The following is a 20,561-nucleotide window of genomic DNA, read 5'->3' as shown; positions in this document are numbered from 1 at the left end:
CAGGCTTCGCACAAGTCCTCGTGAGCCTTTGGCCGACATTCTGTCAGACTCACGCTTCGCAGCATCGGATTGTGCGTTGCAATATCTCAAATTGGTAAGACAAAGTGTTTTAAACAGCTTGGCCTCATCATCATGCGTTTGGCGCATGTAGCCTGAGCTTGGCCGCTGTAGTCATGCGATCGAAGCTGCGTTCGCGTCGAAGGAGCCCCTGCGAGGAGATGCGTTCGTGAAATAAAATGCCTAAAAGGAGGTATATTTTAAAATCACGTGCCGGGGCGGGGGATTGTGATGGTCATATCCGGCATCCGCGGAACCCTGGGGGATGCTCATCGGATGCGCGGTCTCGCCGCATCCGGTCTGGGGAGAAGTGAAGACAGCGCGCGATCGAGGCGTAAGCATTGTCCGATCCGGGGCGAATCAGCTTGCGATGATGCCTGGGAATCGGGCGGCGAGGGACGCTCGGTTTGCCTCCATCCAGCCGCGTTCGCGCTGGCCCCGCGGCCGATCCAGGGTGATCGTGCCGAGGAGGCTCGCCGGTCGTCCCGAGACCAGGAGCAGGCGATCGGCAATCTCGAGGGCCTCGGCCACGTTGTGGGTGACCATGAGGACGCCCATGCCGGAGCCCTCCACCGCCGCGACCACGAGGCCGCGCAGGGCCGCCGCCGCATTGTCGTCGAGGGAGACGAAGGGCTCGTCGAGAATGAGGATGCGCGGCTTCTGCGCGAGCGCCCGGGCGAGCGAGACCCGCCGGGCCATGCCCAGCGACAGAGCGCCCGGGTAGCGGCCCCGCCAGGGAGTCAGGCCGAGAGAGTCGAACAGGGCATCGAGGTTCTGGGTGCGGGCCGGCCGCGGCAGGGCGAGGCGGACGTTCTGCTCGACGGTGCGCCAGGGCAGCAGCCGTGGCTCCTGGAACGCCATGGCGATGCCGGCCTCGTCCGGCGGCGGCGTGACGCGGCCCTCGTAATCGGCGTCGAGCCCGAGGAGGATGCGCAGGGTCGTGGTCTTGCCGGCCCCCGAGGGGCCGATCAGGCAGGTGATGGCGGCCGCCGTCACCGTGAAGGCGAGGTCGCGCACCGCCTCCACGGGCTCCGGGCCGGCACTGCCATAGACCTTGCGGAGGATGTCGACCCGCAGGGCCGCGCCCGCGCCCGCGCCCGCGCCCGCGCCGTCGGAGGCGGGAACGGCCATCCCCTCAGCGCCAGCGTCGGACATAGGCTTCGAGCCGCTGGAGGATGAGGATGTCGATGGCGATCATCACGCTCATGAACACGATGCTGTAGCCGACGATTGCCGCCACGTTCAGGCTCTGGACGAAGTAGTAGTTGATCGCGAAGCCGACGCCGTTGGGCCGGCCGAGAAGCTCGATCACCAGCACGATCTTCCAGGCGAGCGACAGGCCGGAGCGCGCGGCGGCCACCGCGAAGGGCTGGAGCTGCGGCACCAGCACGTGCGCGATCCAGGTCCGCCGGTCGAAGCGGTAGCTGCGCGCCATCTCCTCCAGTTGCGGATCGAGGCCGCGGGCCCCCTCGCGCAGGATCACGGCGACGTTCGGCAGCTTGTTCAGGACCACGGCGACGATGGCGGCCGCCTCGTTCAGGCCGACCCAGATGTAGGCCAGCACCGTGATCACCAGGGCGGGCGTGTTGAGGAGAATGAGGAGCGGGGTGTCGAGGACGAGGTTGAGCCGGCGCGAGCGCCCGAGGGCGATTCCGAGGAGCACGCCCAGTGTCATGGCCAGGAAGAAGGAGATGCCGACCCGCGAGAGGGTGATGCCGACGTTCCACCACAGGTCGCCGGTGCCGGATTCGCGAACAATGAAGTCCAGGATCGCCAGGGGCGCCGGCAGCAGCCGCGAGCCCGCGGCCGAGGCCGCGACCTGCCACCCCGCGAGGAGGACCAGCACGGAGGCGAGACGGGTGGCAAAGCCCATCGGATCAGGGCGTCGGACGCGCGGAGGGCGGGCGCGGGGCGGCCTCAGCCATTGCCGGTGCCGTCGAAGTACAGGCCCGCGGGGAGCGTCGTACCCGCGCCGACCAGGCGCTCGCCGCCGAGCCGGGCCATCACGCTGAACAGCGTCTCGCCGTCTTTGCGCTCCGTGGCGAGGGGCCGGCGCGGGATGCCCGCGAGGAAGTCGCGCTTCAGGACCTGGAAGGTAGCCTCGTCGTCAGCCGACATCAGGGGGCGCACCACGTCCCAGGCAGCGGGATCGTTGGCGAGGAGATCCTTGGCGGCCTTGGAGGCGCGGGCGAACCCCGTCACCGCCTCGCCCTTGTCCTTCACGGTGGCGTCGTCGAGGAGGTAGCCGATCAGGGCCATCGAGCCGGTGGCGCCGAAGGCGCGCATGATGTCGTCCGAGCCGATCAGGCGACGGAAACCCTTGGGCTCCAGGCGGGCGCAGTAGGTCCAGTACAGCAGCCCGGCATCGAGCTCGCCCTGCTCCAGCTTGAGCGCCAGGAGGGGCGGCGCGCCGAACGCGATGGTGGCCTGGGTCTCGAGGTCGATGCCGACGGTGTCCCGGGCCTGGGCCTTGAGCAGGAGCCAGTTCTTGTCGAGGGGGCCTCCGGCCACGCCGAGGCGCTTGCCCTTGAGGTCGGCCAGCGTCCGGATCGGGCTGTCGCCCGGCACCATCAGCGAGCCCTCGGTGGTCGAGTAGGGGAAGAAGCGGATCGCGCGGCCCTCGTTGCCGAGCCGTGCGGCCCAGAGCAGGTCGCCCACGATGGTGTCGACCTGGCCCCCCAGGAAGGCGATCCGTGCCGCGTCGTTGCCGGCGAGCTTGACCACGTCGAGGGTGAAGCCGTTGGCGCTGTCGAGGCCGCGCGCCTTGATCACCGCCGCTTCCCAGGAGACCGTGCCGAACGGCAGGCTGCCCACCCGGAAGGACGGCCCGGCCGCCCGCGCCGGCCGGGCGAGGCTCCAGGGCAGGGGCAACAGTGCCGCCGTCGCGAGCAATCCGCGCCGTGACAGCATGAGGGACTCTCCCTGGTTTCCAAGTCGAACGCTCGGGGTGTCCCGTGAAGGCCGGCGTTGGTTGGCAATCTTCATAGGAGGTCGGGCCCAGGGCGTCCACAGGACGAATTGGCAAGTCCGACGGGCGGATGATCGCTTCCGAACCGGCCAATCCTTCCGGATCCGGCGCGACACCTTGCGAACCGGGCGTGATCCCTTGCGCACGGCCGGGGCCGGGCGCAGAGAGTCGGCAACGCTGCGTGTTCGAGGGAGAGTTGGACCATGGCCGGTACACGGGACGACGTGATCGACGACGCCACCGTCACGGAGCGCCTCGCGCGGGAGCTTCCGGCCTGGCGCCTGGAAGAGGGCTGGATCCGGCGCACCTACAAGACCGCGGGCTGGAAGGGCACGCTGATGGTGATCAACACGGTCGGCCACCTCGCCGAGGCCGCCTGGCACCACCCGGACATCACCGCCTCCTACGCCTGGGTCGAGGTTCGGCTGACCAACCACGCCGCCAAGGGCATCACCGAGAAAGACCTCGCCCTGGCCGCCAAGATCGAGGAGGTGGTCGGCTGGCAGCCCGGCACCGAGGGCGGCGCGCTCGAGGGCACCCCCACCGATCCGCGCTTCGCCTACATCAAGTACGACAAGTAGCCGGCCGCGTCCGGGTCAGTCGGCCTGCTTCACCCGGCGGCACTCGGTCTTGAGGTAGCTCGTCTTGCCGACCTCGTCCCGCAGGTCGGTGCGGGCGATGATCTCCTGCCAGCCGTTGGTGCAGCCGAGCTCGTTGGCGACGCGGACCTTGCGGACTTCGCTGGCCTTGTCGTCGGTGCAGGCCTCGATCGGGATCCCGTTGGCGCAGACGAGGACCACGGCGATGAAGGCGTTCATGGGCGAGCTCCGGCGGTGCGTTGCCGGACAGGTACGCCACCGGCGCCCCTCCGGTCTCAATCGATCGTGAGAATGTGATCGGCGGAGAAGTCCCGCCCCTCCACCGGGTTCGCCACCCAGCGGGTCCGGCCGATCCACAGGTCGTGCCCGGCATGGAAATGGCCCGAGACCCAGAGGTCGGGCCGGTCCGCCTCGGGCAGGTCTTCCAGGGCGGTGGTGGCGTAGAAGGCCGGGACCCACCAGGGCACGCCGGGCACGTGGCGGAACGCCTCGGCCGCGCGCGGGCTCGCCGGGTGATGGGTGACGCAGACGGTCGGGCCGGCATGGGGCTGCGCCAGGGCGGCGGCCAGCAGGGCACGCTCCCGCTCATGGGCCGCCATCGCGTCGGCGGGCGACCAGGCCGTGCCGTCACCGTTGCGGATGGAGCCCCGATACTCCCGCGAGCCCGTGACCGGATCGGTCATCCGCGCGGCCGCGTAGGCGACCGGATCCGACGGCGCGTCGGCGCCGCTCTCGTCGAGCCAGAGGCCGGCCAGCGACCAGTCGCTCCACAGGGTCGTGCCGACGAAGCGGACACCATCGAGGACGATCGCCGCCCCGCGCTGGAGCAGGTGGATGTCCGCCCCCTCCCCGTTCAGGCGCAGTACCTCGGTCTCCAGGGCGGCGAGGAGTTCCGGAGCCGTGCGCCGGTCGCCGGTGGGCGCGTAGTGCTCGTGGTTGCCCGGCACCAGCACGATCGGGCGTCCCTGGGCTAGGGTCATCAGGGCCGCGAGCCCCGATTCGGGCCTGCCCTCGTGCAGGTCGCCGGGGCAGACCAGCACGTCGAAGGGCCGGGTCGGGCGCGGGATGACGTCGAGGCGCCGGCGCTCGAGGTGCAGGTCAGAGATGGGGAACAGGCGCATGGCGGGGGCTCGAAGCCTCTCAGGGAACCGGACTCTCGGACACGGCATTGGCCGCGCGCCACTCGGCGCGGGCGGCCTTCAGGATGTCGCCCGCCGAATCCGCGTTGAGGATGGCGATGCCGGCCGCCGCGATGAGGTCGGGCCAGGCCGACAGGGTCAGGGCGGTGGCGAGGCCGGCGGCGATGATCGCCAGGTTGGCGAAGGCGTCGTTGCGGGCGGAGAGGTAGGCCGCCCGGGTCAGGCTGCCCCCCCCGGAGCGGTGGCGGCCCAGCATCATCGCGCAGGTGAGATTGACCGCCAGCGCCCCCATGCCCGTGAGCGTCAGGGGGATCGGGGCCGGCGGCGCCATCGTGGCGAACTTGATCCAGGCGGCATAGGCGGTGGCGAGCGCCGGCAGGAGCAGGATGACGGCGAGGACCGCCCCGAGCCGGGCCCGGTTGCGCACGCTCCAGCCGATCCCGGCGAAGATCAGCAGGTTGATCGCCGCGTCCTCGAGGAAGTCGAGGCTGTCGGCGATGAGCGCCAGCGAGCCGATCGCCAGGGCGACCGTGATCTCGATGCCGAAATACGCGAGGTTCAGCCCGGCAACGCGGGCGACCACCGGGCGCAGGGTGGCGGACGGGGTGGGCGTGGCGGACACGGGCGGCGGCTCGTCTCGTGACGGTGCGGTCTTCAAGGGGAGGTCCCCGGACCCGGGCCCGGCGCCTCGCGGCAAGAGTCTCCATGGCGCGAAGTGCCTCCGTCTGTCGAGGCTCACGACTCGGCGCGATGCTTTTCGGCAGCCGGATACTGGATTTGGCCCGCCGCCTGTGCGAGGCGAAAAGCCACGCCGCACGAGACCCGCGTGCCACACCCGAAGTCAGGGGAAACTGCCGATGATGCCCGAACTGCGCGTCCTGTACTTCGAGGATCTCGAAGTCGGCCTGTCCGAGACGCTGAACAAGGTCATCGCCTCCTCCGACGTGGTGGGCTTCGCCGAGATCACCGGCGACCGCAATCCGATCCACCTGTCCGAGCACTTCGCGGCGCGCACGCCCTTCGGCACCCGGATCGCCCACGGCCTCTACACCGCCGGCCTGATCTCGGCGGTGCTCGGCACCCGCCTGCCCGGCCCCGGCGCGGTCTATATCAGCCAGACCCTGAACTTTCGCGCGCCCGTGCGCATCGGCGACACCGTCGAGGTCACGGTCGAGGTGGCCGAACTCGTCCCGGAGCGCCGCCGTGCCCGCCTGAAATGCACCTGCTCGGTGGCCGGTGAGGTCGTCCTCGACGGCGAGGCCCTGGTGAAGGTGCCGACCAAGGCCGAGGCCGATCCCCTGGCGGTGCGCATGGGCGGGCGTCCGGCGAGCGCCTGACGCCGCCTTGGCCGCCCCTTGCCGACCCGCGCCGATCGCCATCGAGGATCCCGCCGACCCGCGCCTCGCGCCCTATACGGCGATGCGCGAGCGCGACCTCGTCGGGCGTGCCGGCCGCTTCATCGTCGAGGGCGAGGTGACCCTGCGGGTCATGCTCTCGGCCCGAGCCCGGTTCGGCCTCGAATCGGTTCTGCTGGCGCCCGAGCGCCTGGCCGGCCTGGAGGCGGCCCTGGCCCGTCTGCCCGAGCCCGTGCCCGTCTACACCGCGGCGAAGCCCGTGATGAGCGCGATCACCGGATTTCCGATCCATCGCGGCGTCCTCGGCGTGGGCCTGCGCGGGGCGGAGGCCACGGATGCCGTCCTCCCCGGCCTGCCGCCCGCCCCGGCACCGGCCCTCGTGGTCGGTCTCGTCGGCCTGACCAACCACGACAATGTCGGCGGCCTGTTCCGCAACGCCGCCGCCTTCGGGGCCGACGCGGTGCTCCTCGATGCCGGCACCTGCGATCCGCTCTACCGCAAGGCGATCCGCGTCTCGGCGGGCGCCGCCCTGATCGTCCCCTTCCTGCAACTCGCCGATGCGGACGCGCTCCTGGCCTTCGCGGCGCGTCACGCCCTGGAGCCCCTGGCCCTGAGCCCCGGCGGAGCCGAGACCCTGGCGGCCCTGGCGCCCCCCGACCGGACCCTGCTCCTCCTCGGAAGCGAGGGGCCGGGCCTGCCGCCGGACCTGATGGCGCGCCTGCGCACCGTCCGCATCGCGATGGCGCCGGACTTCGATTCGCTCAACGTCGCCACGGCGGGCGCGATCGCGCTGCATCACCTGTCCCGGGCAGCCTGACGGCGGATCGCGGGCGTCCGCGGCCCGATGGGCCGGGGATGCGCGACACTGCGCCCCCATTGCCGCCTGCACCGCTACGGTCAAGATTAGACCGCGAGCCCTGGACGGACCATGCTCCCGCGCCACATGGATGAGGCGCGTGGGCCTGTAGACGATGGAGTTTTGAGCGTTGTTGCAGTCACGGGACGGCTTGCGGACTTTGTCCGGACGCCGCGTCATCATCGTCGGTGCCGGTCCCGGCGGCCTCGCCACCGCACTCCTCCTCGCCCGCGCCGGCGTGCACGTCACGTTGCTGGAGAAGGATCCGGCGGTGGGCGGACGCACCAAGACCGTGGAGGCGCCCGGGGGCTTCCGGTTCGACATCGGCCCGACCTTCTTCCTCTATCCGCAGATCCTCGCCGACATCTTCGAGACCTGCGGCGAGCGCCTGGAAGACCACGTCAAGCTCGAGCGCCTCGATCCGCAGTACCACCTCGTGTTCGAGGCGGGCGGCGAGATCCGCGCCACGAACGACATGGACCGCCTCGAGGCCGAGGTGGCGCGCATCGCGCCGGACGACGCCAAGAACGTGCGCAAGTTCTTCGCCGACAACCGGGTCAAGCTGAAGTTCTTCAAGCCCGTCCTGGAGCAGGCCTTCCACACCTTGCGGGCCATGGCCTCCCCGGCCATGATCGCCGCCCTGCCCCACCTCCATCCGGGGCGCAGCGTCGACAAGGACCTGCAGCGCTACTTCAAGGACCCGCGGGTCCGCCTCGCCTTCGCGTTCCAGACCAAATACCTCGGCATGTCGCCGTTCCGGTGCCCGAGCCTGTTCACCATCCTGTCGTTCCTCGAATACGAGCACGGCGTCTACCATCCGGTCGGCGGGTGCGGCGCCGTCTCGGAGGCGATGGCGGGCCTCGCCCGCCGGATGGGCGTCGACATCCGCCTCGGGGCGGGCGTCGAGCGGGTGCTGTTCGAGGGCAAGCGCGCCAGCGGCGTCGTCTGCAACGGCGAGACCCTGCAGGCCGACGCGGTCGTCATCAACGGCGACTTCGCCAAGGTCATCCAGGACCTCGTGCCGCAGCAGCATCGGCCGCGCTGGCGCGACGCCAAGATCGCGAAGGCGCGCCTCTCCTGCTCGACCTTCATGCTGTATCTCGGCCTCGACGGGCCGATGCCGGAGGCCCTCGGCCACCACACCATCCTGCTGTCGGAGGATTACGCCCGCAACATCCGGGAGATCACCGACGGCATCCTGCCGATGCAGCCCTCGCTCTATGTGCAGCATGCGGGCTTCACCGACGGCGGCATGGCGCCCCCCGGTCAGACCAGCCTCTACGTGCTGGTGCCGGTGCCGAACCTGAAGGCGGGCATCGACTGGAAGGGGCTGCGGGAGACTTATCGCCGCCTCGTCCTCGACCGCCTGAAGCTGCTCGGCCTCGGCGACATCGAATCGCGCATCCGCTACGAGCGCATCGTCGACCCGACCGAGTGGCGCGACGACTTCTTCGTGCACGAGGGGGCCACCTTCAACCTCGCCCACGACCTGATGCAGATGCTCTACTTCCGCCCGCACAACCGCTTCGGGCCGGGGCTCTACCTCGTCGGCGGCGGAACCCATCCGGGCTCCGGCCTGCCGGTGATCTACGAGGGCGCGCGCATCACCGCCCGCCTCCTGATCGAGGAGCTCTCCGCCGGGCGCGTCGGGGCCGTCAGTGCCGGCATCCCGGCCACCGCGCCCCTGGCCACCTCGGGCGACGCCACTTGAGGGGGCTGTCGCGGCCCCTGGCCGGTCTCTGCGCCCTCGTCCTGGTTTCGGGGGCGGCCCGGGCGGCCTCCGTGGCGGTGGAGGTCGAGGGCATCGAGCCCGGCGGCCTTGTCTCCGTCGCCCTGTGCCAGGACGGCCTGTCCGAGGCCGATTGCCGGACCGGGCAGCAGGCCGAGCCCCAGGCCGCTGCCCAGCGCTTCGTCTTCGCGAACGTGAGGCCCGGGATCTACGCGGCGGTGGCCTATCAGGACACCAACCGCAACTGCCGCCTCGACCGGACCGGCCTCGGCCTGCCCCTTGAGCCCTACGGCTTCTCCGGCGAGTCCGTCCGGTCCGCCCGCCCCGATTTCGCGCGCGCGCGTTTCACCGTGCGGGAGCCGGGCGTCGGCGTGCGGGTTCGCCTGTCGCGCGCGCTGCCGCCCCGCTGAGCGCCGCGTGAGCCTCCCTTCCGAGCCGCTCCTGCGGGTGGCCGGCGCCGCCCTCGCCTATCGCGGCACCCGCGTGCTGGAGCGCGTCGACCTCGCCCTCGGCGCCGGCGAGACCCTCGCGCTCCTCGGCCCCAACGGCGCCGGCAAGACCTCGCTGATGCGCCTCGTCGCGGGTCGGCTCGCCCCCCATGCCGGCAGCGTCCGCGTGGCCGGCGACGATCCCCATCGGACGCCGGCGGCGCGCCGGGCGATCGGCTGGGTGCCCCAGGAAATCGCCCTCTATCCCCGCCTCTCGGTGGCCGAGAACCTGTCGGTCTTCGCCCAGCTCGCCGGCATCCCCCGGCGCGGGCGGGCCGAGGCGGTGGCGACGGGCCTCGCCCTCTGCGCCCTCGGCGAGGTCGCCCGGCGCCCGGTGGGGCTGCTCTCGGGCGGCTACCAGCGCCGGGTCAACATCGCCGCCAGCCTGATGGCGCGACCCCGCCTCGTCCTCCTCGACGAACCGACGCAGGGCGTCGACCTGCACGCCCGGGCGGCCATCCATGCGGTGCTCGCGCGCCTGCGCGAGGCCGGCACGGCCCTCCTCGTCGCCACCCACGACTTCGCCGAGGCCGAGCGCCTGGCCGACCGGGTCGCCATCCTGGCGCAGGGGCGGATCGTCACCGACGGCCGCCTGTCCGATCTCCTCGCCCGCATCCGCGCCGAGGCCCCCGAGCACGAGGCGGCCCTCGTCGCCCCCGCCGATGGGGCGGCGGAGGCGGTCCTGCGCCAAGCGGGCTTCGTGCCCCTCGACACCGGCTCGACCTGGCGGGCGCGCCGCTTGAGCGGCACGCCCCGCGACGGCGGCGACCTGCTCGCCGACCTCCGGAGCGCGGGCGTGCCCATCGCCGAGATCCGCATCCGCGCCCCCGGGCTGGAGGCGGTGTATCGCGATGCGCTGGCGGGATCCGCGCCGCCGGCCGCGGACGGGCTCGCCGAACGGGAGACCCCCGAATGATCTCGGCCGCCTTCCGCGTGATGCTGCTTGGCCTGGTGCGCGACCGGGCCGCCCTGGTCATGGCCTTCGTGCTGCCCACCGTGATCTTCGTGATCTTCGCCGCGATCTTCTCCGGCGCCCTGGGCGACCGCATCCGCATCCATGTCGGCCTCCTCGACTTGGCCCGGACGCCGACGACGCAGCGCCTGATGCAGGCCCTGGAGGCGGACCCGTCCCTCCGGGTCGGACGCCTCGCCGCCTCCGATCTCGACGGCGCCGTCGCGGCGGTGCGCCGGGGCGAGGTCGACGTCGCCCTGGTGCTGCGCGGCGACCTCGAGGCCGGCTCGTCCCGCGCCGACCAGCCCGTGGTGCTGATCGAGAATCCCGCCAAGGCCCTCGCCACCCCGATCGCGCTGGGCCAGCTCCAGCGCGTCCTCAACGAGGCCCTGCCCGACGTGGTTTTGGCCCGGATCGTCGCCGACGTGGAGCGCTCGGGCAAGATCGGCCCGGACGAACGGGCCTTCCTTAACCAGGCCTTCGCCGAGCAGCGCGCCCGCAAGGAGCCCTTCGCCTTCGCCTCCCTGGTGGAGCGGCGCAGCACCGCCTCGGGTGCCACCAACGATCGCGTCAGCTACTACGCGGGGGCGATCACGGCGGTGTTCCTGCTCTTCGCCGCCATGCAGGGCGCCCTCTCCCTCGTCGACGAGCGCCAGTCCGGTCTCGCCGACCGGCTGATGGCGGGACCCGGCGGGCTCAGTGTGGTGGTGCTGGGCAAGTTCCTGTTCCTGGTGGGCCAGGGCCTCGTCCAGGCCGGGCTGATCTTCTCGGCCGCCGCCCTCCTGCACGGCGTCGACATCCTGCCCCATGCGGGCGCCTGGCTGGTGACCTCCCTCCTCGTCTCGGCGATGGCGGCCGGACTCGCCCTGGCCGCCTGCGCGGCCTCCGCCACCCGCCAGCAGGCGCACCTGGCCGCGACCTTCGGCGTCCTCCTGCTCTCGGCGGTGGGCGGCAGCATGGTGCCCCGCTTCCTGATGCCGCCCTGGCTGCAGGAGGCCGGCTGGCTCACTCCCAACGCCTGGGCGATCGAGGCCTACCAGAACGCCTTGAGCGAGGGCTGGGCCGCGGCGCTGCCCGCCTGGGGCGTGATGGCCGCCGTGGCGGCGGCGGGGTTGGGGGTCGCGCTGGGGCTCGTGTCGCGGCGAACGAGCTAGGAAAGTACGGGCGAAGACGGCGTCGGTCCACGCCGCGACCGGTTAGCGCGTTGACCGCGCGGCCATCCGGTCTAGCTTCATGCGGGGTATGGGCTTTCGGACGGGCCCGGGGAGTGACACGAACATGCGGGCTGGGTCTTCGGTCGCCGTCGTCGGCGCAGGGTTGGGCGGCTTGGCGGCTGCCTGCGTGAGCGCCGCGCGCGGCCACACCGTCACGCTCTACGACAAGAACGACTGGCTCGGGGGCAAGGCCGCGGTCCTGCACGAGGGCGGTTTCCGCTTCGACATGGGGCCGACCATCCTCACGGTGCCCAAAGTGCTGGAGCGCATCTTCCAGGAGGCCGGGCGCAACATCCACGACTACCTGGACCTGCGCCGCCTCGATCCGCAGTGGCGCTGCTTCTTCGACGACGACACCCAGCTCGATCTCATGGCCGACGTGCCCACCATGGCCGCCGACATGGAGCGCTTCGCGCCCAACACCGGCGCGGGCGAGGGCTACAAGAAGTTCCTTGAGATCTCCGAGCACCTGCACGACGTCTCGAACAAGTTCTTCTTCTGGAAGCCGGTCGAGGATTTGTTCGACACGATCAACATCCGCGCCAACATGAATCCCGGCACCCTGCGCGACGTGCTGTCCCTGCGCATGGGCTCGTCGGTCGCCGGCACCATCCGCTCGAAGGTGAAGGATGCGCGCCTCGCGCAGATGCTCGACCACTTCGTCCAGTATGTCGGCTCCTCGCCCTACGGCGCGCCCGCCGTGCTCTGCGCCATCGCCCACATGCAGACCGCCGAGGGCGTCTGGTACCCGATGGGCGGCACCCGCGCCGTGGCCGAGGCCCTGACCAAGCTCGCCTCCGAACTCGGCGCTACCCTGCGGCCCGGCGACGAGGTCACCGGCCTCGCCATCGAGCAGGGCGCGGTCAAGGGCGTGCGGACCGCCTCCGGCGTCACCCCATTCGACGCCGTGATCTCGAACATGGATTCGGTACGCACCTACCGGGAACTCGTCGGCGGCGACGTCGGCAAGTCCTACGAGAAGAAGAGCTTCGAGCCGGCCTGCTCCGGTGTCGTCCTCTATCTCGGGCTGAACAAGCGCTACGAGCACCTGAATCACCACGACTTCGTCTTCTCCCGCGACCCCGAGGAGGAGTTCGACTACATCTACCGCAAGGGCGAGCCGGCCCCGGACCCGACCGCCTACCTCGCTGCCCCCTCCTCCACCGACCCGTCGGTGGCGCCCGAGGGCGGCGAGGCGCTCTACGTCCTCGTGCACACGCCGTATCTGCGCCCGCACCACGACTGGTCGAAAATGTTCCCGGCCTATCGGCAAGTCATCCTCGACAAGCTCAAGCGTACCGGCAACATGCCCGACCTCGAGGAGCGCATCGTCGTCGAGCGCCACCTGACGCCGCAGGACATCCACGAGCGCTACAAGGTGCTCAACGGCGCGATCTACGGCCTGGCCTCGCACGGCAAGTTCATGGGCGCCTTCAAGCCGGGCAACCGCTCCCGGCAGGTCCGCGGCCTCTACCTCGCCGGCGGTGCGGCCCATCCGGGTCCGGGCATGCCGATGGTGATGATGTCGGGCTGGATCGCGGCGGATGCCCTCGACACCGATGCCCGGGGAGAGGAGCGCGCCAGCGCCTGAAGGCCCCGCGCATGTCCCGCGAGGATGGCCCCGCCCGATCGCCCGCCCTGTGGCGGTTCATGGTCGGGTATTTCGACCGCTACGTCCGACGCCACCTCAACGCCCTGCGGCTCGCCCGCTGGGGCGTGCCGGCCTGCGCCGACCATCCCGGGCCGGTGGTGGTCTACTGCAACCATCCGGCCTGGTGGGACGCCGCCGTGGTCATCCTCCTGGCCGGACGGCTGTTTCCCCGCCGCGAGAGCTATGCGCCCTTCGACGCGCGGATGCTGGAGAAGTACGCGGTCTTCGCCCGCATGGGGGCCTTCGCGGTGGACCTCGACTCGGCCCGCGGCGCCGCCCAGTTCCTGAGGGCGACGCGGCGCATCCTGGGGGCGCCGAACCGGATGATCTGGATCACCGCCCAGGGGCGCTTCCAGGACGTCCGCGCCCGGCCTCTGGGCCTGCGCGCCGGCGTCGGCCGCCTGCCCGAGATCGCACCCGACGCCCTGTTCGTACCGCTGGCCCTCGAATACGCCTTCTGGGAGGAGCGCGGTGGCGAGGCCTTCGCGGCTTTCGGGGCGCCGATCCCCGGAGCCGAGCTGCTCGCCCTGTCCCGGGCCGAGCGCCTCGCCCGGATGGAGGCGGACCTGACCGCTACCCTCGACCGGCTCAGCGCCGACGTGGTCGCGCGCGAGGCCGGACGCTTCACGCCGCTCGCGTCCGGTGCCAAGGGGATCGGCGGGATCTACGATCTCTGGCGGCGCCTCGGGGCCGTCGTCACGGGCCGGCGCTTCGAGCCGGCCCACCGCCAGAAGGGAGATCCGGTTCCGTGATGCTCGGTTTCGCGATCCTGGCCCTGGCCTGTGCGCTGCTGCCCGCCCTGGTCGCCTGGGTGAACCTCTCGATTCTGCGCACCCCCGAGCCGGATCTCGACGTCCGGGCCCGGGTCTCGGTGCTGATCCCGGCCCGCAACGAGGCCGCGGTGATCGCCGCCACCGTGCGGGCCGCCCTGTCGAGCGCCGGTGTCGCCCTGGAGGTGCTCGTCGGCGACGACCATTCCACCGACGACACCGCCGCCATCGTGGCCGCCATCGCCGCCGAGGACCCGCGCTTGCGCCTCGTCGCAATCCCGCCCCTGCCCGAGGGCTGGACGGGGAAGAACCACGCCTGCGCGCGGCTGGCGGAGGCCGCGACCGGGACGCATCTCCTCTTCGTCGATGCCGACGTGAGCCTGGCGCCCGCGGCTGCGGCGGCCCTCGCCGCCCATGCGCGCCGGACCGAGAGCGCCCTGGTGAGCGGCGTGCCGCGCCAATTGATGGGCTCGCTGGGCGAGCGCCTGACGGTGCCGATGATCAACTTCCTGCTCCTCGGCTACCTGCCGATGGCGATGATGCGGGCCTCCCCGCGCCCCAGCCTCGGGGCCGCCTGCGGCCAGCTCATCCTCGTCGGTCGCGAGGCCTACGCGGCCACCGGCGGGCACGGCGCCGTGCGCACCAGCCTGCACGACGGGGTCGTACTGCCGCGCCGCTTCCGGCAGGCCGGCTACCGGACCGACCTCGTCGCCGGGCACGCCCTGGCGACCTGCCGGATGTACCGCGGCTTCGCCCAGAGCTGGGCCGGCTTCTCGAAGAACGCCCACGAGGGCATGGCGACCCCGCGGGCCCTGCCGATCTGGACCCTGCTCCTGGTCGGCGGGCACGTCCTGCCCTGGCTCCTCCTCTTGGCGGCCCTGGCCGGCCTTGAATCCGGCCACGCCGCGTTCCTGGCCTTCGCCGCCGCCCTCGTCTCCCTGGCGACCCGGGCGGCGATCACCCTGGTCACCCGCGAGCCCCTGGGGACGGTTCTGCTCCACCCGGCGACGGTCCTCGTCGCCCTGGCGATCCAGTGGACCGCCCTCCTGCGGCGCAAGGGCAGCGGCACGCCTCTGTGGAAGGGCCGGAGCTACCCGATCGGCGGCCCTTGAGTCTCCGCCGCGATCCAGGCCGCGGTCTCGGGATCGGCCCCCGCCACCGGCAGGTGCAGGATGATCGGCGTCTCGTAGGGGTGGCGGGCCTTCAGGGCGGCGCCGAGGGCCTCGGCGAGGCCCTCGCGGCTCTTCAGGATCGCGACGACCTCCGAGCCCTGCTCCACCGCGCCCTTCCAGGCGTAGACGGAGAGCATCCCCGGCAGGACGTTGACGCAGGCCGCGAGGCGCAGCCGCACCAGCGCCTCTCCGACGGTCAGGGCGGTGCCGGCATCCGGGAAGGTGGTGTAGACGAGAAGCGGCCGCTCCATGCTATGGGTCTCCGACCAGGGTTCCGCCGCTCCACCGGCGGGAGCGGGCCGGCGGGACTGCCGGCAGGACTGGGAACGGGACGCTGGAGCGAAGGCTCCGCGTCGGCAAGGTGGTCGGCAAGGCGGATGTGAGCCCATGGCCCGGCGTTTCGAACGGCTTGCCTTCGTCGCAAGTCCCACGGAGGACGCCCGCCAGGCGGCCGCGACCCTGATGCGGCGCTACGACTACGTGCCGCCCGACGAGGCCGACGTGGTGGTGGCGCTCGGCGGCGACGGGCTGATGCTCCAGACCCTGCACCGCTTCATGCATGCCGGCACGCCGATCTACGGCATGAACCGCGGCACCGTCGGCTTCCTCATGAACGAGTTCCGCGAGGACGGGCTGATCGAGCGCCTGGAGAACACCAAGCGCAGCATCATCCACCCGCTGATGATGGAGGCCGTGGACACGGAGGGGCGCCGGCACCAGGCCCGCGCCCTGAACGAGGTCTACATGCTGCGCCAGACGCACCAGACCGCCAAGCTGCGGATCTCAATCGACGGTCATGTCCGCCTGCCGGAGCTCATCGCCGACGGCGTGCTCGCGGCGACCCCGGCGGGGTCCACCGCCTACAACCTGTCGGTGGGCGGCCCGATCCTGCCCCTCAACGCCCGGCTCCTGGCCCTGACGCCGATCTCGGCCTTCCGGCCCCGGCGCTGGCACGGGGCCCTGCTGCCGGACTACGCCCGCATTCTCATCGAGGTGCTCGACGCCGCGCACCGCCCGGTGGCGGCGGTGGCCGACCACACCGAGTTTCGGCGGGTCTGCACGGTGGAGACCTGGCTCGACCACGCCACCAACCTGACCCTGCTGCACGATCCCGGCCACAGCCTCGACGAGCGCATCCTGCGCGAGCAGTTCGGCTGATCGCCCCTCAGGCGGCGAGGCGCGCCCGGTCCTCGCGGTAGCTGGCGATCAGCGCCTCGGGGATCGCGTCGAGCACGACCTCGGTGGCGAGGGCACGGCGCCGGGCGCGGCTGCCCTCGAACTCGGCGAGCAGCGCGTCGGAGAGTCCGTCGAGGATCAGGCCCACCGGGTCGGTGCGCCCCGTCTCGACGTCGGCTGGCGCCTCGGCCGGCACGACGGCCCGGATCGCCACGACAGGGGCGACGTCCGATTCCACCGGCGCATCCGGGGTCGGCAGGTCCGCGACGACGGGCGGCGCCTCCGCAGCGGAGTCGACGGCCACCGGCGCGGTCTCTTCCTGGATCGCTTCCGAGGTTCCGTCCAAAGCCGCGCGCGCGATCGCCGCGACGGTCTCGGCGACCGGTTCGGGGGCTGCGGCGGCCGGCGCGGCCTCGAGGACCTGCGGGGCGTCCCAGTCGGCCAGGACCTGGCGCTGGGCCTCGCGCCATTCGGCGTCGAGGATCTCGCGCTCGATCCGCAGGATCTCGCTGCGCTCGGCCTCGGCGGCGAGTTCGCGGGCGAGCACCCGGGCCTCGTCGCGGGCGGCCTCCGCCTCGAAGCGGGACAGGAGCGCCATGACGCTCTGCGCCTCCGCGAAGGGCATCGTCTCGCAGGCGGTCAGCGCCCGCTCGATCATCAGGCGCGACAGGCCCGCCCCGGCGCTGGCGATGGCGCCCTGCCCCGCCTCGCGCCAGGCCGACAGCGCGGCGCTGAAGGCCGGCAGCAGCACCGGCGGAAGGCCGGCTTTGCGGTGCAGGGCCGCGAAGGCGGCGGTGGAGGCATCGTGCATCAGCCCGGCCACCCGGCGGACGGGGAGGCCGGCGAGGTCGGCCAGGGCCATCTCGGCGAAGGCCATGTTGCTGGACAGGATCGCCCGCAGCAGCAGGCCGGCATTGAGCTGGCCGCAGGCCTTCAGGTGGGCGACGAGCCGGGCGAGGTCGACGGGATGGGCCTCGGTGCAGAAGGCCAGGGTCGTGCGCTCCTGCGCCTCGCGGCTGGCGCGCGCGCTGCGGGCCGGGGTGAGCCAGCCGGAGGACACCGCGAAGGCGGAGAGGGATTCGGCGAGGCGCGTGGTCACGCTCTGGCGCACTTCGAGGGGCAGGTAGGGCCGGGCCAGGACCGCCTCGCGCAGGGCGGCCACGTCGCCGTGGCGCTCCACCATCCGCATCAGGCTGCCGGTGGTGATGTGGGCACTGCGGTTGCGGGCGAGCACGACCAGGGCCTCGGGCTCGGCGATCTCGGCGAGCGCCCCGGCGACGGCCGGCGACAGGTCGAGCCGGCCCGCGATGGCGCGGCGGGCGGCGAGGCACCCGATGGCGACGCCGTCGACGAGGTCGGCGTCGCTCAGCACGGGCGAGCGGGCCAGCACCAGGGTGGCGATCTCGGCCTGGTCGCCCGCCAGCGCCACGATCAGGGGACGCGGGGCGTTCGCGCAGGCGGCGCAGGCCTCCGCCAGGGCTCGGCGCACCAGGCTGGAGGGGTCGTCCAGGAGGGCGAGGAGCGCGGCCTCCGCCTCCCAGGCCACGTCCTCGCCGAGACCGTCGTAGAGGTAGGCCCGGGCCAGCGCACCCGCGGCCTCCGCCCGTCGCGCCGCGGAGGTGTGCTGCGTCCAGGCGAGGAACTGGCGGATGATCATGAGCCACTCCGGATCGTGAAGAGGGACAGGTCGAGGGGGGCGCCGGGGCGGGGCGACTGGCCGGAGGCGCCGAACTCCGCCGGACGGCGCGGCGGCAGGGGGGCTCCCACCAGGGCCGCGGAGGCGGCCGGCACGGGATTGGCGGCAATCGCCGGCGCGGCGACGGGGGGCGCGCCCCCGGTCACGCTCTCGGTGCCGTCCGAGCGCGGGAAATAGGTCGGCGCCGCGCGAGCCGGCTCTGGCCGAACCGCATCGGTCCCGCCGCTGCGCCCCTGCCAGAGGCGGGCGACCCCGGCCGAGACGCCGCCCTGCTGGCGCGGATCCGTCTGGAACATCGAGCGCAGGCCCCCCTCGTTGAGGGAGGCGTAGGCGGTGGTGCCCTCGGGCAGGCTGATCGTGGCGGCGGGTGTGGCCGGCGCCGCGCCCGTGCGGGCCGCGGCGAGGTGGGCGTAGAGCTCGGCCGCGCCGCGGGGGCGGCCGCCTCTGTCGTAGAACAGGCCGCGATTGGCGGCCGCCGCCTCCGGCATGTCGAGGGCGGCGGCCCGGGCCGGGCTTGCCTGGGCGGTGGCGATGAGGGCGGCGGCGCCGCGCGCGCCGAGGACGTGGGCGGCGTAGAGGTCGCCGCCGGTGGGCTCGCGTCCGAGGGCGCCGGTCAGGGCTTCCCGGTTCTGCTCGGTCAGGGCCCCCGCCAGGGTGGCGGCGATCCGCGGATCGCGGCGCAGGTCGAGGATGGTCTGCTTGGCCGCCGGATCACTAACCGCGTAGCTGCCGTCGGCGCTCTTGGTGATCGCGTCCGCGTAGGTCCCGAGGCCCAGGCGGGGACCGGCGGTCTTCAGGGTGCCGAGCCAGGTCTGCTCGATGAACTGGAACAGGCCGGTGGCCGAGGAGGTGCCCGCCTTGGCGGAGGGGTCGAGGGCGGATTCGCGCTGGGCCGTGGCCAGGAGATAGTCGAAGCCCGCGCCGGAGGTCTGCGCCCCGTCGCGGATCGCCTCGATGACCCCGCTCGACGCCCCCGTGCGCCCGGCGGCGCCGTCGCGCGTGCCGAGGTCCCGGCTGACGCCGGGATCGCGGGCAGTGGCGGGGGGCGTGGTGAAGAGGAACATGGCCGTCCGGCTGGGGGCGGACCCAGGCGCCGCCCCAACGGCAACTTTGTTCTCCCTATGGTAAAGGAAGATTGAAGAGCCGGCTCGCGCACGATGCCCGATTTCAGGATTGGCCCCCGCCGGACTGGTCTTCACCCGCGAAGGCCAAGTCCTCGTCCGCCCAGCCGGTCAGGCCGCCGAGCATGAGCTTGACCAGACGCCCGAGCTCGGCGAGCCGCAGGGCCGCCCGGTCGGCTCCGTTGCAGTGGGGCCCGGCGCAGTAGACCACGAACAGCGTGTCGGCGGGCCAGGCGGCGAGGCGCTCGGCCGTGATCAGCCGGTGCGGCAGGTGCACGGCGCCGGGGAGGTGACGGCGCTGGAACGCCGCCGCCGAGCCGACGGCGTGCAGCAGCACGAAGTCGGGCGGGCCGGCCTCCAGGGCCGCCGCCACATCGGCGCAATCGGTCTCCAGCTCCAGGCGACGCCGGAAGTGATCGCGGGCGATGGCGGGCGGACAGGCGGGTATGGCGGTCACGGGGCTCATCGTCGGTCTCCGGCGTAGGGGACGACAGAGCTAGCAGGAGGCGCGGCCCTTGGCGGCGGCCCGGATTGCCGATTAGCGTCGCGATCATGCCAAAATCGCAGGCGCGCCTGTCCCCCGCCGACCGTCTCGTGGTGGTGCTGGCCTATGACGGCCTCTGCACCTTCGAGTTCGGCGTCGCCGTGGAGATCTTCGGCCTGCCCCGTCCCGAGATGGGGCCGGACTGGTACCGCTTCGCCGTGGCCGGGCTCGATCCGGGGCCCATGCGGGCCGAGGGCGGCGTGCGCCTCCTCGCCGATGGCGGGCTCGATCTCCTGGAGCGTGCCGGCACCATCGTGGTGCCGGGCTGGCGGGGTGCGGACGAGCCGGTCCCCGAAGCCCTCTCCACCGCCCTGCGGGCGGCCGCGGCCCGCGGGGTGCGCATCCTGTCGATCTGCTCCGGGGTCTTCGTGCTCGCGGCGGCGGGCCTGCTCGAGGGGCGCCGCGCCACCACCCATTGGCGCCATGCCGAGGCCCTGGCCGCACGCCATCCCGGCATCCGCTTCACCCCCGACGTGCTCTACGTGGACGAGGGCGCGATCCTGACCTCCGCCGGCTCGGCCGCCGGGATCGACCTCTGCCTGCACCTCGTGCGCCGCGATTTCGGGCCGGCCGCCGCCAATGCCGTCGCCCGGCGCCTCGTCGTGCCGCCCCACCGGGACGGCGGCCAGGCCCAGGTGGTCGCGGGTGCGGTGCCGACGCTCCACGAGGCGGCGCGGATCGGGCCGCTGCTCGATGCCATGCGGGCGGCGCCGGCCCGGGACTGGCCGGTCGCCCATCTGGCAGACCGTGCGGGCATGAGTCCCCGAACGCTCCTGCGTCGCTTCTCCGCCGCCACCGGCACGACGCCGGCCCGTTGGCTCCTCGATCTGCGCCTCGCCCGGGCCCGTGACCTGCTGGAGCAGGCGGACCAACCGCTCCAGGCCGTCGCCGAGGCGGCGGGCTTCGCCACCGCAGCGACCCTGCGCCAGCAGTTCCGCCGGCGCTACACGGTGACGCCCGCGGCCTACCGGGCTGCCGCGCGCCCGCGACCTTGACGCCGCGCCGCCGAGCGATGGCCCACCAACGAAAAAGCGCCCCGGAGGGCGCTGGGTCGGATCTGGAAGGGTTGGGAAT

General features: G+C 72.6%; 22 protein-coding genes and 1 tRNA gene (1 of these 23 cut by a window edge). 12 read left to right on the top strand and 11 right to left on the bottom strand.

All coding sequences use genetic code 11. From position 1 onward, the window contains the following. Nucleotides 1-417 precede the first annotated feature (417 nt). Genes ASF20_RS02860 through ASF20_RS02850 form a run of 3 tightly spaced genes read right to left on the bottom strand, consistent with a single transcriptional unit; the run spans nt 418 to nt 2,967 of the window. Nucleotides 418-1,188 (bottom strand): ATP-binding cassette domain-containing protein, encoded by a 771-nt coding sequence (locus ASF20_RS02860; protein ID WP_056270590.1) that lies wholly within the window; start codon nt 1,186-1,188, stop codon nt 418-420. A 4-nt stretch (nt 1,189-1,192) separates the two neighbouring features. Then, on the bottom strand, nt 1,193-1,930 hold the full coding sequence (locus ASF20_RS02855) for an ABC transporter permease subunit (protein ID WP_056270587.1): 738 nt from the start codon (nt 1,928-1,930) through the stop codon (nt 1,193-1,195). A gap of 44 nt (nt 1,931-1,974) precedes the next feature. Continuing rightward, entirely contained in the window at nt 1,975-2,967 is a 993-nt protein-coding gene (locus ASF20_RS02850; protein ID WP_056270584.1) for an ABC transporter substrate-binding protein, read from the bottom strand. Nucleotides 2,968-3,228: 261 nt separating this feature from the next. Between ASF20_RS02850 and ASF20_RS02845 the strand changes: the two genes are divergently transcribed. Beyond that, nucleotides 3,229-3,606, top strand: a complete 378-nt coding sequence (locus ASF20_RS02845; RefSeq protein WP_056220245.1) for a 4a-hydroxytetrahydrobiopterin dehydratase — start codon at nt 3,229-3,231, stop codon at nt 3,604-3,606. 15 nt (nt 3,607-3,621) lie between these two features. On the opposite strand, the gene ASF20_RS02840 is transcribed toward ASF20_RS02845, so the two are convergent. The 3 genes from ASF20_RS02840 to ASF20_RS02830 are packed head-to-tail and all read right to left on the bottom strand — an operon-like array spanning nt 3,622 to nt 5,385. Then, nucleotides 3,622-3,843 carry a hypothetical protein gene (locus ASF20_RS02840; protein ID WP_055949561.1) on the bottom strand — a complete coding sequence of 74 codons (222 nt, stop codon included), beginning with the start codon at nt 3,841-3,843 and terminating at the stop codon, nt 3,622-3,624. A gap of 56 nt (nt 3,844-3,899) precedes the next feature. After that, nucleotides 3,900-4,745: a metallophosphoesterase gene (locus ASF20_RS02835; protein WP_056220241.1), complete on the bottom strand. Its 846-nt coding sequence runs from the start codon at nt 4,743-4,745 to the stop codon at nt 3,900-3,902. Between the two features lie 19 nt (nt 4,746-4,764). Beyond that, on the bottom strand, nt 4,765-5,385 hold the full coding sequence (locus ASF20_RS02830; protein ID WP_056270582.1) for a cation transporter: 621 nt from the start codon (nt 5,383-5,385) through the stop codon (nt 4,765-4,767). Between the two features lie 235 nt (nt 5,386-5,620). Between ASF20_RS02830 and croR the strand changes: the two genes are divergently transcribed. The 9 genes from croR (at nt 5,621) to ASF20_RS02785 (ending at nt 14,890) form a co-directional block, all read left to right on the top strand. Beyond that, entirely contained in the window at nt 5,621-6,100 is a 480-nt protein-coding gene (gene croR / locus ASF20_RS02825; protein WP_055949554.1) for a 3-hydroxybutyryl-CoA dehydratase, read from the top strand. 82 nt (nt 6,101-6,182) lie between these two features. Beyond that, nucleotides 6,183-6,935, top strand: coding sequence for an RNA methyltransferase (locus ASF20_RS02820; RefSeq protein ID WP_056270699.1), 753 nt, complete (start codon nt 6,183-6,185; stop codon nt 6,933-6,935). A gap of 169 nt (nt 6,936-7,104) precedes the next feature. Continuing rightward, nucleotides 7,105-8,685, top strand: coding sequence for a phytoene desaturase family protein (gene crtI, locus ASF20_RS02815; protein WP_056270579.1), 1,581 nt, complete (start codon nt 7,105-7,107; stop codon nt 8,683-8,685). Further along, a complete protein-coding gene (locus tag ASF20_RS02810) occupies nt 8,682-9,113 on the top strand; it encodes a DUF2141 domain-containing protein (RefSeq protein WP_244476308.1) in 432 nt (143 codons plus the stop codon). Before crtI (ASF20_RS02815) ends, ASF20_RS02810 begins: the two co-directional genes overlap by 4 nt. Nucleotides 9,114-9,120: 7 nt before the next feature. Beyond that, nucleotides 9,121-10,107: an ABC transporter ATP-binding protein gene (locus ASF20_RS02805; RefSeq protein ID WP_056270578.1), complete on the top strand. Its 987-nt coding sequence runs from the start codon at nt 9,121-9,123 to the stop codon at nt 10,105-10,107. Next, the gene (locus ASF20_RS02800) at nt 10,104-11,297 is read left to right on the top strand and encodes an ABC transporter permease (RefSeq protein ID WP_056270575.1); all 1,194 of its coding nucleotides are present in this window, start codon (nt 10,104-10,106) and stop codon (nt 11,295-11,297) included. Before ASF20_RS02805 ends, ASF20_RS02800 begins: the two co-directional genes overlap by 4 nt. Before the next feature lie 124 nt (nt 11,298-11,421). Beyond that, nucleotides 11,422-12,948 carry a phytoene desaturase family protein gene (crtI, locus tag ASF20_RS02795; RefSeq protein ID WP_056270573.1) on the top strand — a complete coding sequence of 509 codons (1,527 nt, stop codon included), beginning with the start codon at nt 11,422-11,424 and terminating at the stop codon, nt 12,946-12,948. Between the two features lie 11 nt (nt 12,949-12,959). After that, nucleotides 12,960-13,760 carry a lysophospholipid acyltransferase family protein gene (locus ASF20_RS02790; protein WP_056270571.1) on the top strand — a complete coding sequence of 267 codons (801 nt, stop codon included), beginning with the start codon at nt 12,960-12,962 and terminating at the stop codon, nt 13,758-13,760. Continuing rightward, a complete protein-coding gene (locus ASF20_RS02785) occupies nt 13,760-14,890 on the top strand; it encodes a glycosyltransferase (protein WP_056270569.1) in 1,131 nt (376 codons plus the stop codon). Before ASF20_RS02790 ends, ASF20_RS02785 begins: the two co-directional genes overlap by 1 nt. Here ASF20_RS02785 and cutA read toward each other — a convergent pair. After that, nucleotides 14,869-15,201, bottom strand: coding sequence for a divalent-cation tolerance protein CutA (cutA, locus tag ASF20_RS02780; RefSeq protein WP_056270566.1), 333 nt, complete (start codon nt 15,199-15,201; stop codon nt 14,869-14,871). The genes ASF20_RS02785 and cutA overlap by 22 nt on opposite strands. 136 nt (nt 15,202-15,337) lie before the next feature. Between cutA and ASF20_RS02775 the strand changes: the two genes are divergently transcribed. Beyond that, entirely contained in the window at nt 15,338-16,108 is a 771-nt protein-coding gene (locus ASF20_RS02775; RefSeq protein WP_056270564.1) for an NAD kinase, read from the top strand. 7 nt (nt 16,109-16,115) lie between these two features. Here the strand turns inward: ASF20_RS02775 and ASF20_RS02770 are convergent, their stop codons facing one another. From ASF20_RS02770 to ASF20_RS02760, 3 genes are all read right to left on the bottom strand, one after another. After that, on the bottom strand, nt 16,116-17,783 hold the full coding sequence (locus ASF20_RS02770; RefSeq protein ID WP_056270559.1) for a DUF2336 domain-containing protein: 1,668 nt from the start codon (nt 17,781-17,783) through the stop codon (nt 16,116-16,118). Further along, nucleotides 17,780-18,886: a hypothetical protein gene (locus ASF20_RS02765; protein ID WP_056270557.1), complete on the bottom strand. Its 1,107-nt coding sequence runs from the start codon at nt 18,884-18,886 to the stop codon at nt 17,780-17,782. The genes ASF20_RS02770 and ASF20_RS02765 overlap by 4 nt, the downstream gene beginning before the upstream one ends. A gap of 103 nt (nt 18,887-18,989) precedes the next feature. After that, on the bottom strand, nt 18,990-19,409 hold the full coding sequence (locus ASF20_RS02760) for a rhodanese-like domain-containing protein (protein WP_056270554.1): 420 nt from the start codon (nt 19,407-19,409) through the stop codon (nt 18,990-18,992). Nucleotides 19,410-19,495: 86 nt separating this feature from the next. On the opposite strand from ASF20_RS02760, the gene ftrA reads away from it, so the two are divergent. Next, complete coding sequence (gene ftrA, locus ASF20_RS02755; RefSeq protein ID WP_056270552.1) at nt 19,496-20,482, top strand: transcriptional regulator FtrA; 987 nt, start codon at nt 19,496-19,498, stop codon at nt 20,480-20,482. A 57-nt stretch (nt 20,483-20,539) separates the two neighbouring features. On the opposite strand, the gene ASF20_RS24545 is transcribed toward ftrA, so the two are convergent. Next, nucleotides 20,540-20,561 (bottom strand) — tRNA-Gly (locus tag ASF20_RS24545); it runs 127 nt beyond the window's last position.

Source organism: Methylobacterium sp. Leaf88 (assembly GCF_001422795.1).
In the GTDB taxonomy this organism is placed as follows: domain Bacteria; phylum Pseudomonadota; class Alphaproteobacteria; order Rhizobiales; family Beijerinckiaceae; genus Methylobacterium.
The sequence above is the reverse complement of the archived record's forward strand: the minus strand, read 5'-3'. Positions and strand labels throughout refer to the sequence as shown.

Bases quoted from the DNA above. Each gene is read 5' to 3' on its own strand.
- ASF20_RS02760 (WP_056270554.1), bottom strand. From the start codon at position 19,409: ATGAGCCCCGTGACCGCCATACCCGCCTGTCCGCCCGCCATCGCCCGC.
- ASF20_RS02820 (WP_056270699.1), top strand. From the start codon at position 6,183: ATGCGCGAGCGCGACCTCGTCGGGCGTGCCGGCCGCTTCATCGTCGAG.
- ASF20_RS02845 (WP_056220245.1), top strand. From the start codon at position 3,229: ATGGCCGGTACACGGGACGACGTGATCGACGACGCCACCGTCACGGAG.
- ASF20_RS02775 (WP_056270564.1), top strand. From the start codon at position 15,338: ATGGCCCGGCGTTTCGAACGGCTTGCCTTCGTCGCAAGTCCCACGGAG.
- croR (WP_055949554.1), top strand. From the start codon at position 5,621: ATGATGCCCGAACTGCGCGTCCTGTACTTCGAGGATCTCGAAGTCGGC.
- ASF20_RS02785 (WP_056270569.1), top strand. From the start codon at position 13,760: ATGCTCGGTTTCGCGATCCTGGCCCTGGCCTGTGCGCTGCTGCCCGCC.
- ASF20_RS02790 (WP_056270571.1), top strand. From the start codon at position 12,960: ATGTCCCGCGAGGATGGCCCCGCCCGATCGCCCGCCCTGTGGCGGTTC.
- ASF20_RS02800 (WP_056270575.1), top strand. From the start codon at position 10,104: ATGATCTCGGCCGCCTTCCGCGTGATGCTGCTTGGCCTGGTGCGCGAC.
- ASF20_RS02840 (WP_055949561.1), bottom strand. From the start codon at position 3,843: ATGAACGCCTTCATCGCCGTGGTCCTCGTCTGCGCCAACGGGATCCCG.
- ftrA (WP_056270552.1), top strand. From the start codon at position 19,496: ATGCCAAAATCGCAGGCGCGCCTGTCCCCCGCCGACCGTCTCGTGGTG.
- cutA (WP_056270566.1), bottom strand. From the start codon at position 15,201: ATGGAGCGGCCGCTTCTCGTCTACACCACCTTCCCGGATGCCGGCACC.
- ASF20_RS02835 (WP_056220241.1), bottom strand. From the start codon at position 4,745: ATGCGCCTGTTCCCCATCTCTGACCTGCACCTCGAGCGCCGGCGCCTC.
- ASF20_RS02770 (WP_056270559.1), bottom strand. From the start codon at position 17,783: ATGATCATCCGCCAGTTCCTCGCCTGGACGCAGCACACCTCCGCGGCG.
- crtI (WP_056270573.1), top strand. From the start codon at position 11,422: ATGCGGGCTGGGTCTTCGGTCGCCGTCGTCGGCGCAGGGTTGGGCGGC.
- ASF20_RS02765 (WP_056270557.1), bottom strand. From the start codon at position 18,886: ATGTTCCTCTTCACCACGCCCCCCGCCACTGCCCGCGATCCCGGCGTC.
- ASF20_RS02860 (WP_056270590.1), bottom strand. From the start codon at position 1,188: ATGGCCGTTCCCGCCTCCGACGGCGCGGGCGCGGGCGCGGGCGCGGGC.
- ASF20_RS02850 (WP_056270584.1), bottom strand. From the start codon at position 2,967: ATGCTGTCACGGCGCGGATTGCTCGCGACGGCGGCACTGTTGCCCCTG.
- ASF20_RS02855 (WP_056270587.1), bottom strand. From the start codon at position 1,930: ATGGGCTTTGCCACCCGTCTCGCCTCCGTGCTGGTCCTCCTCGCGGGG.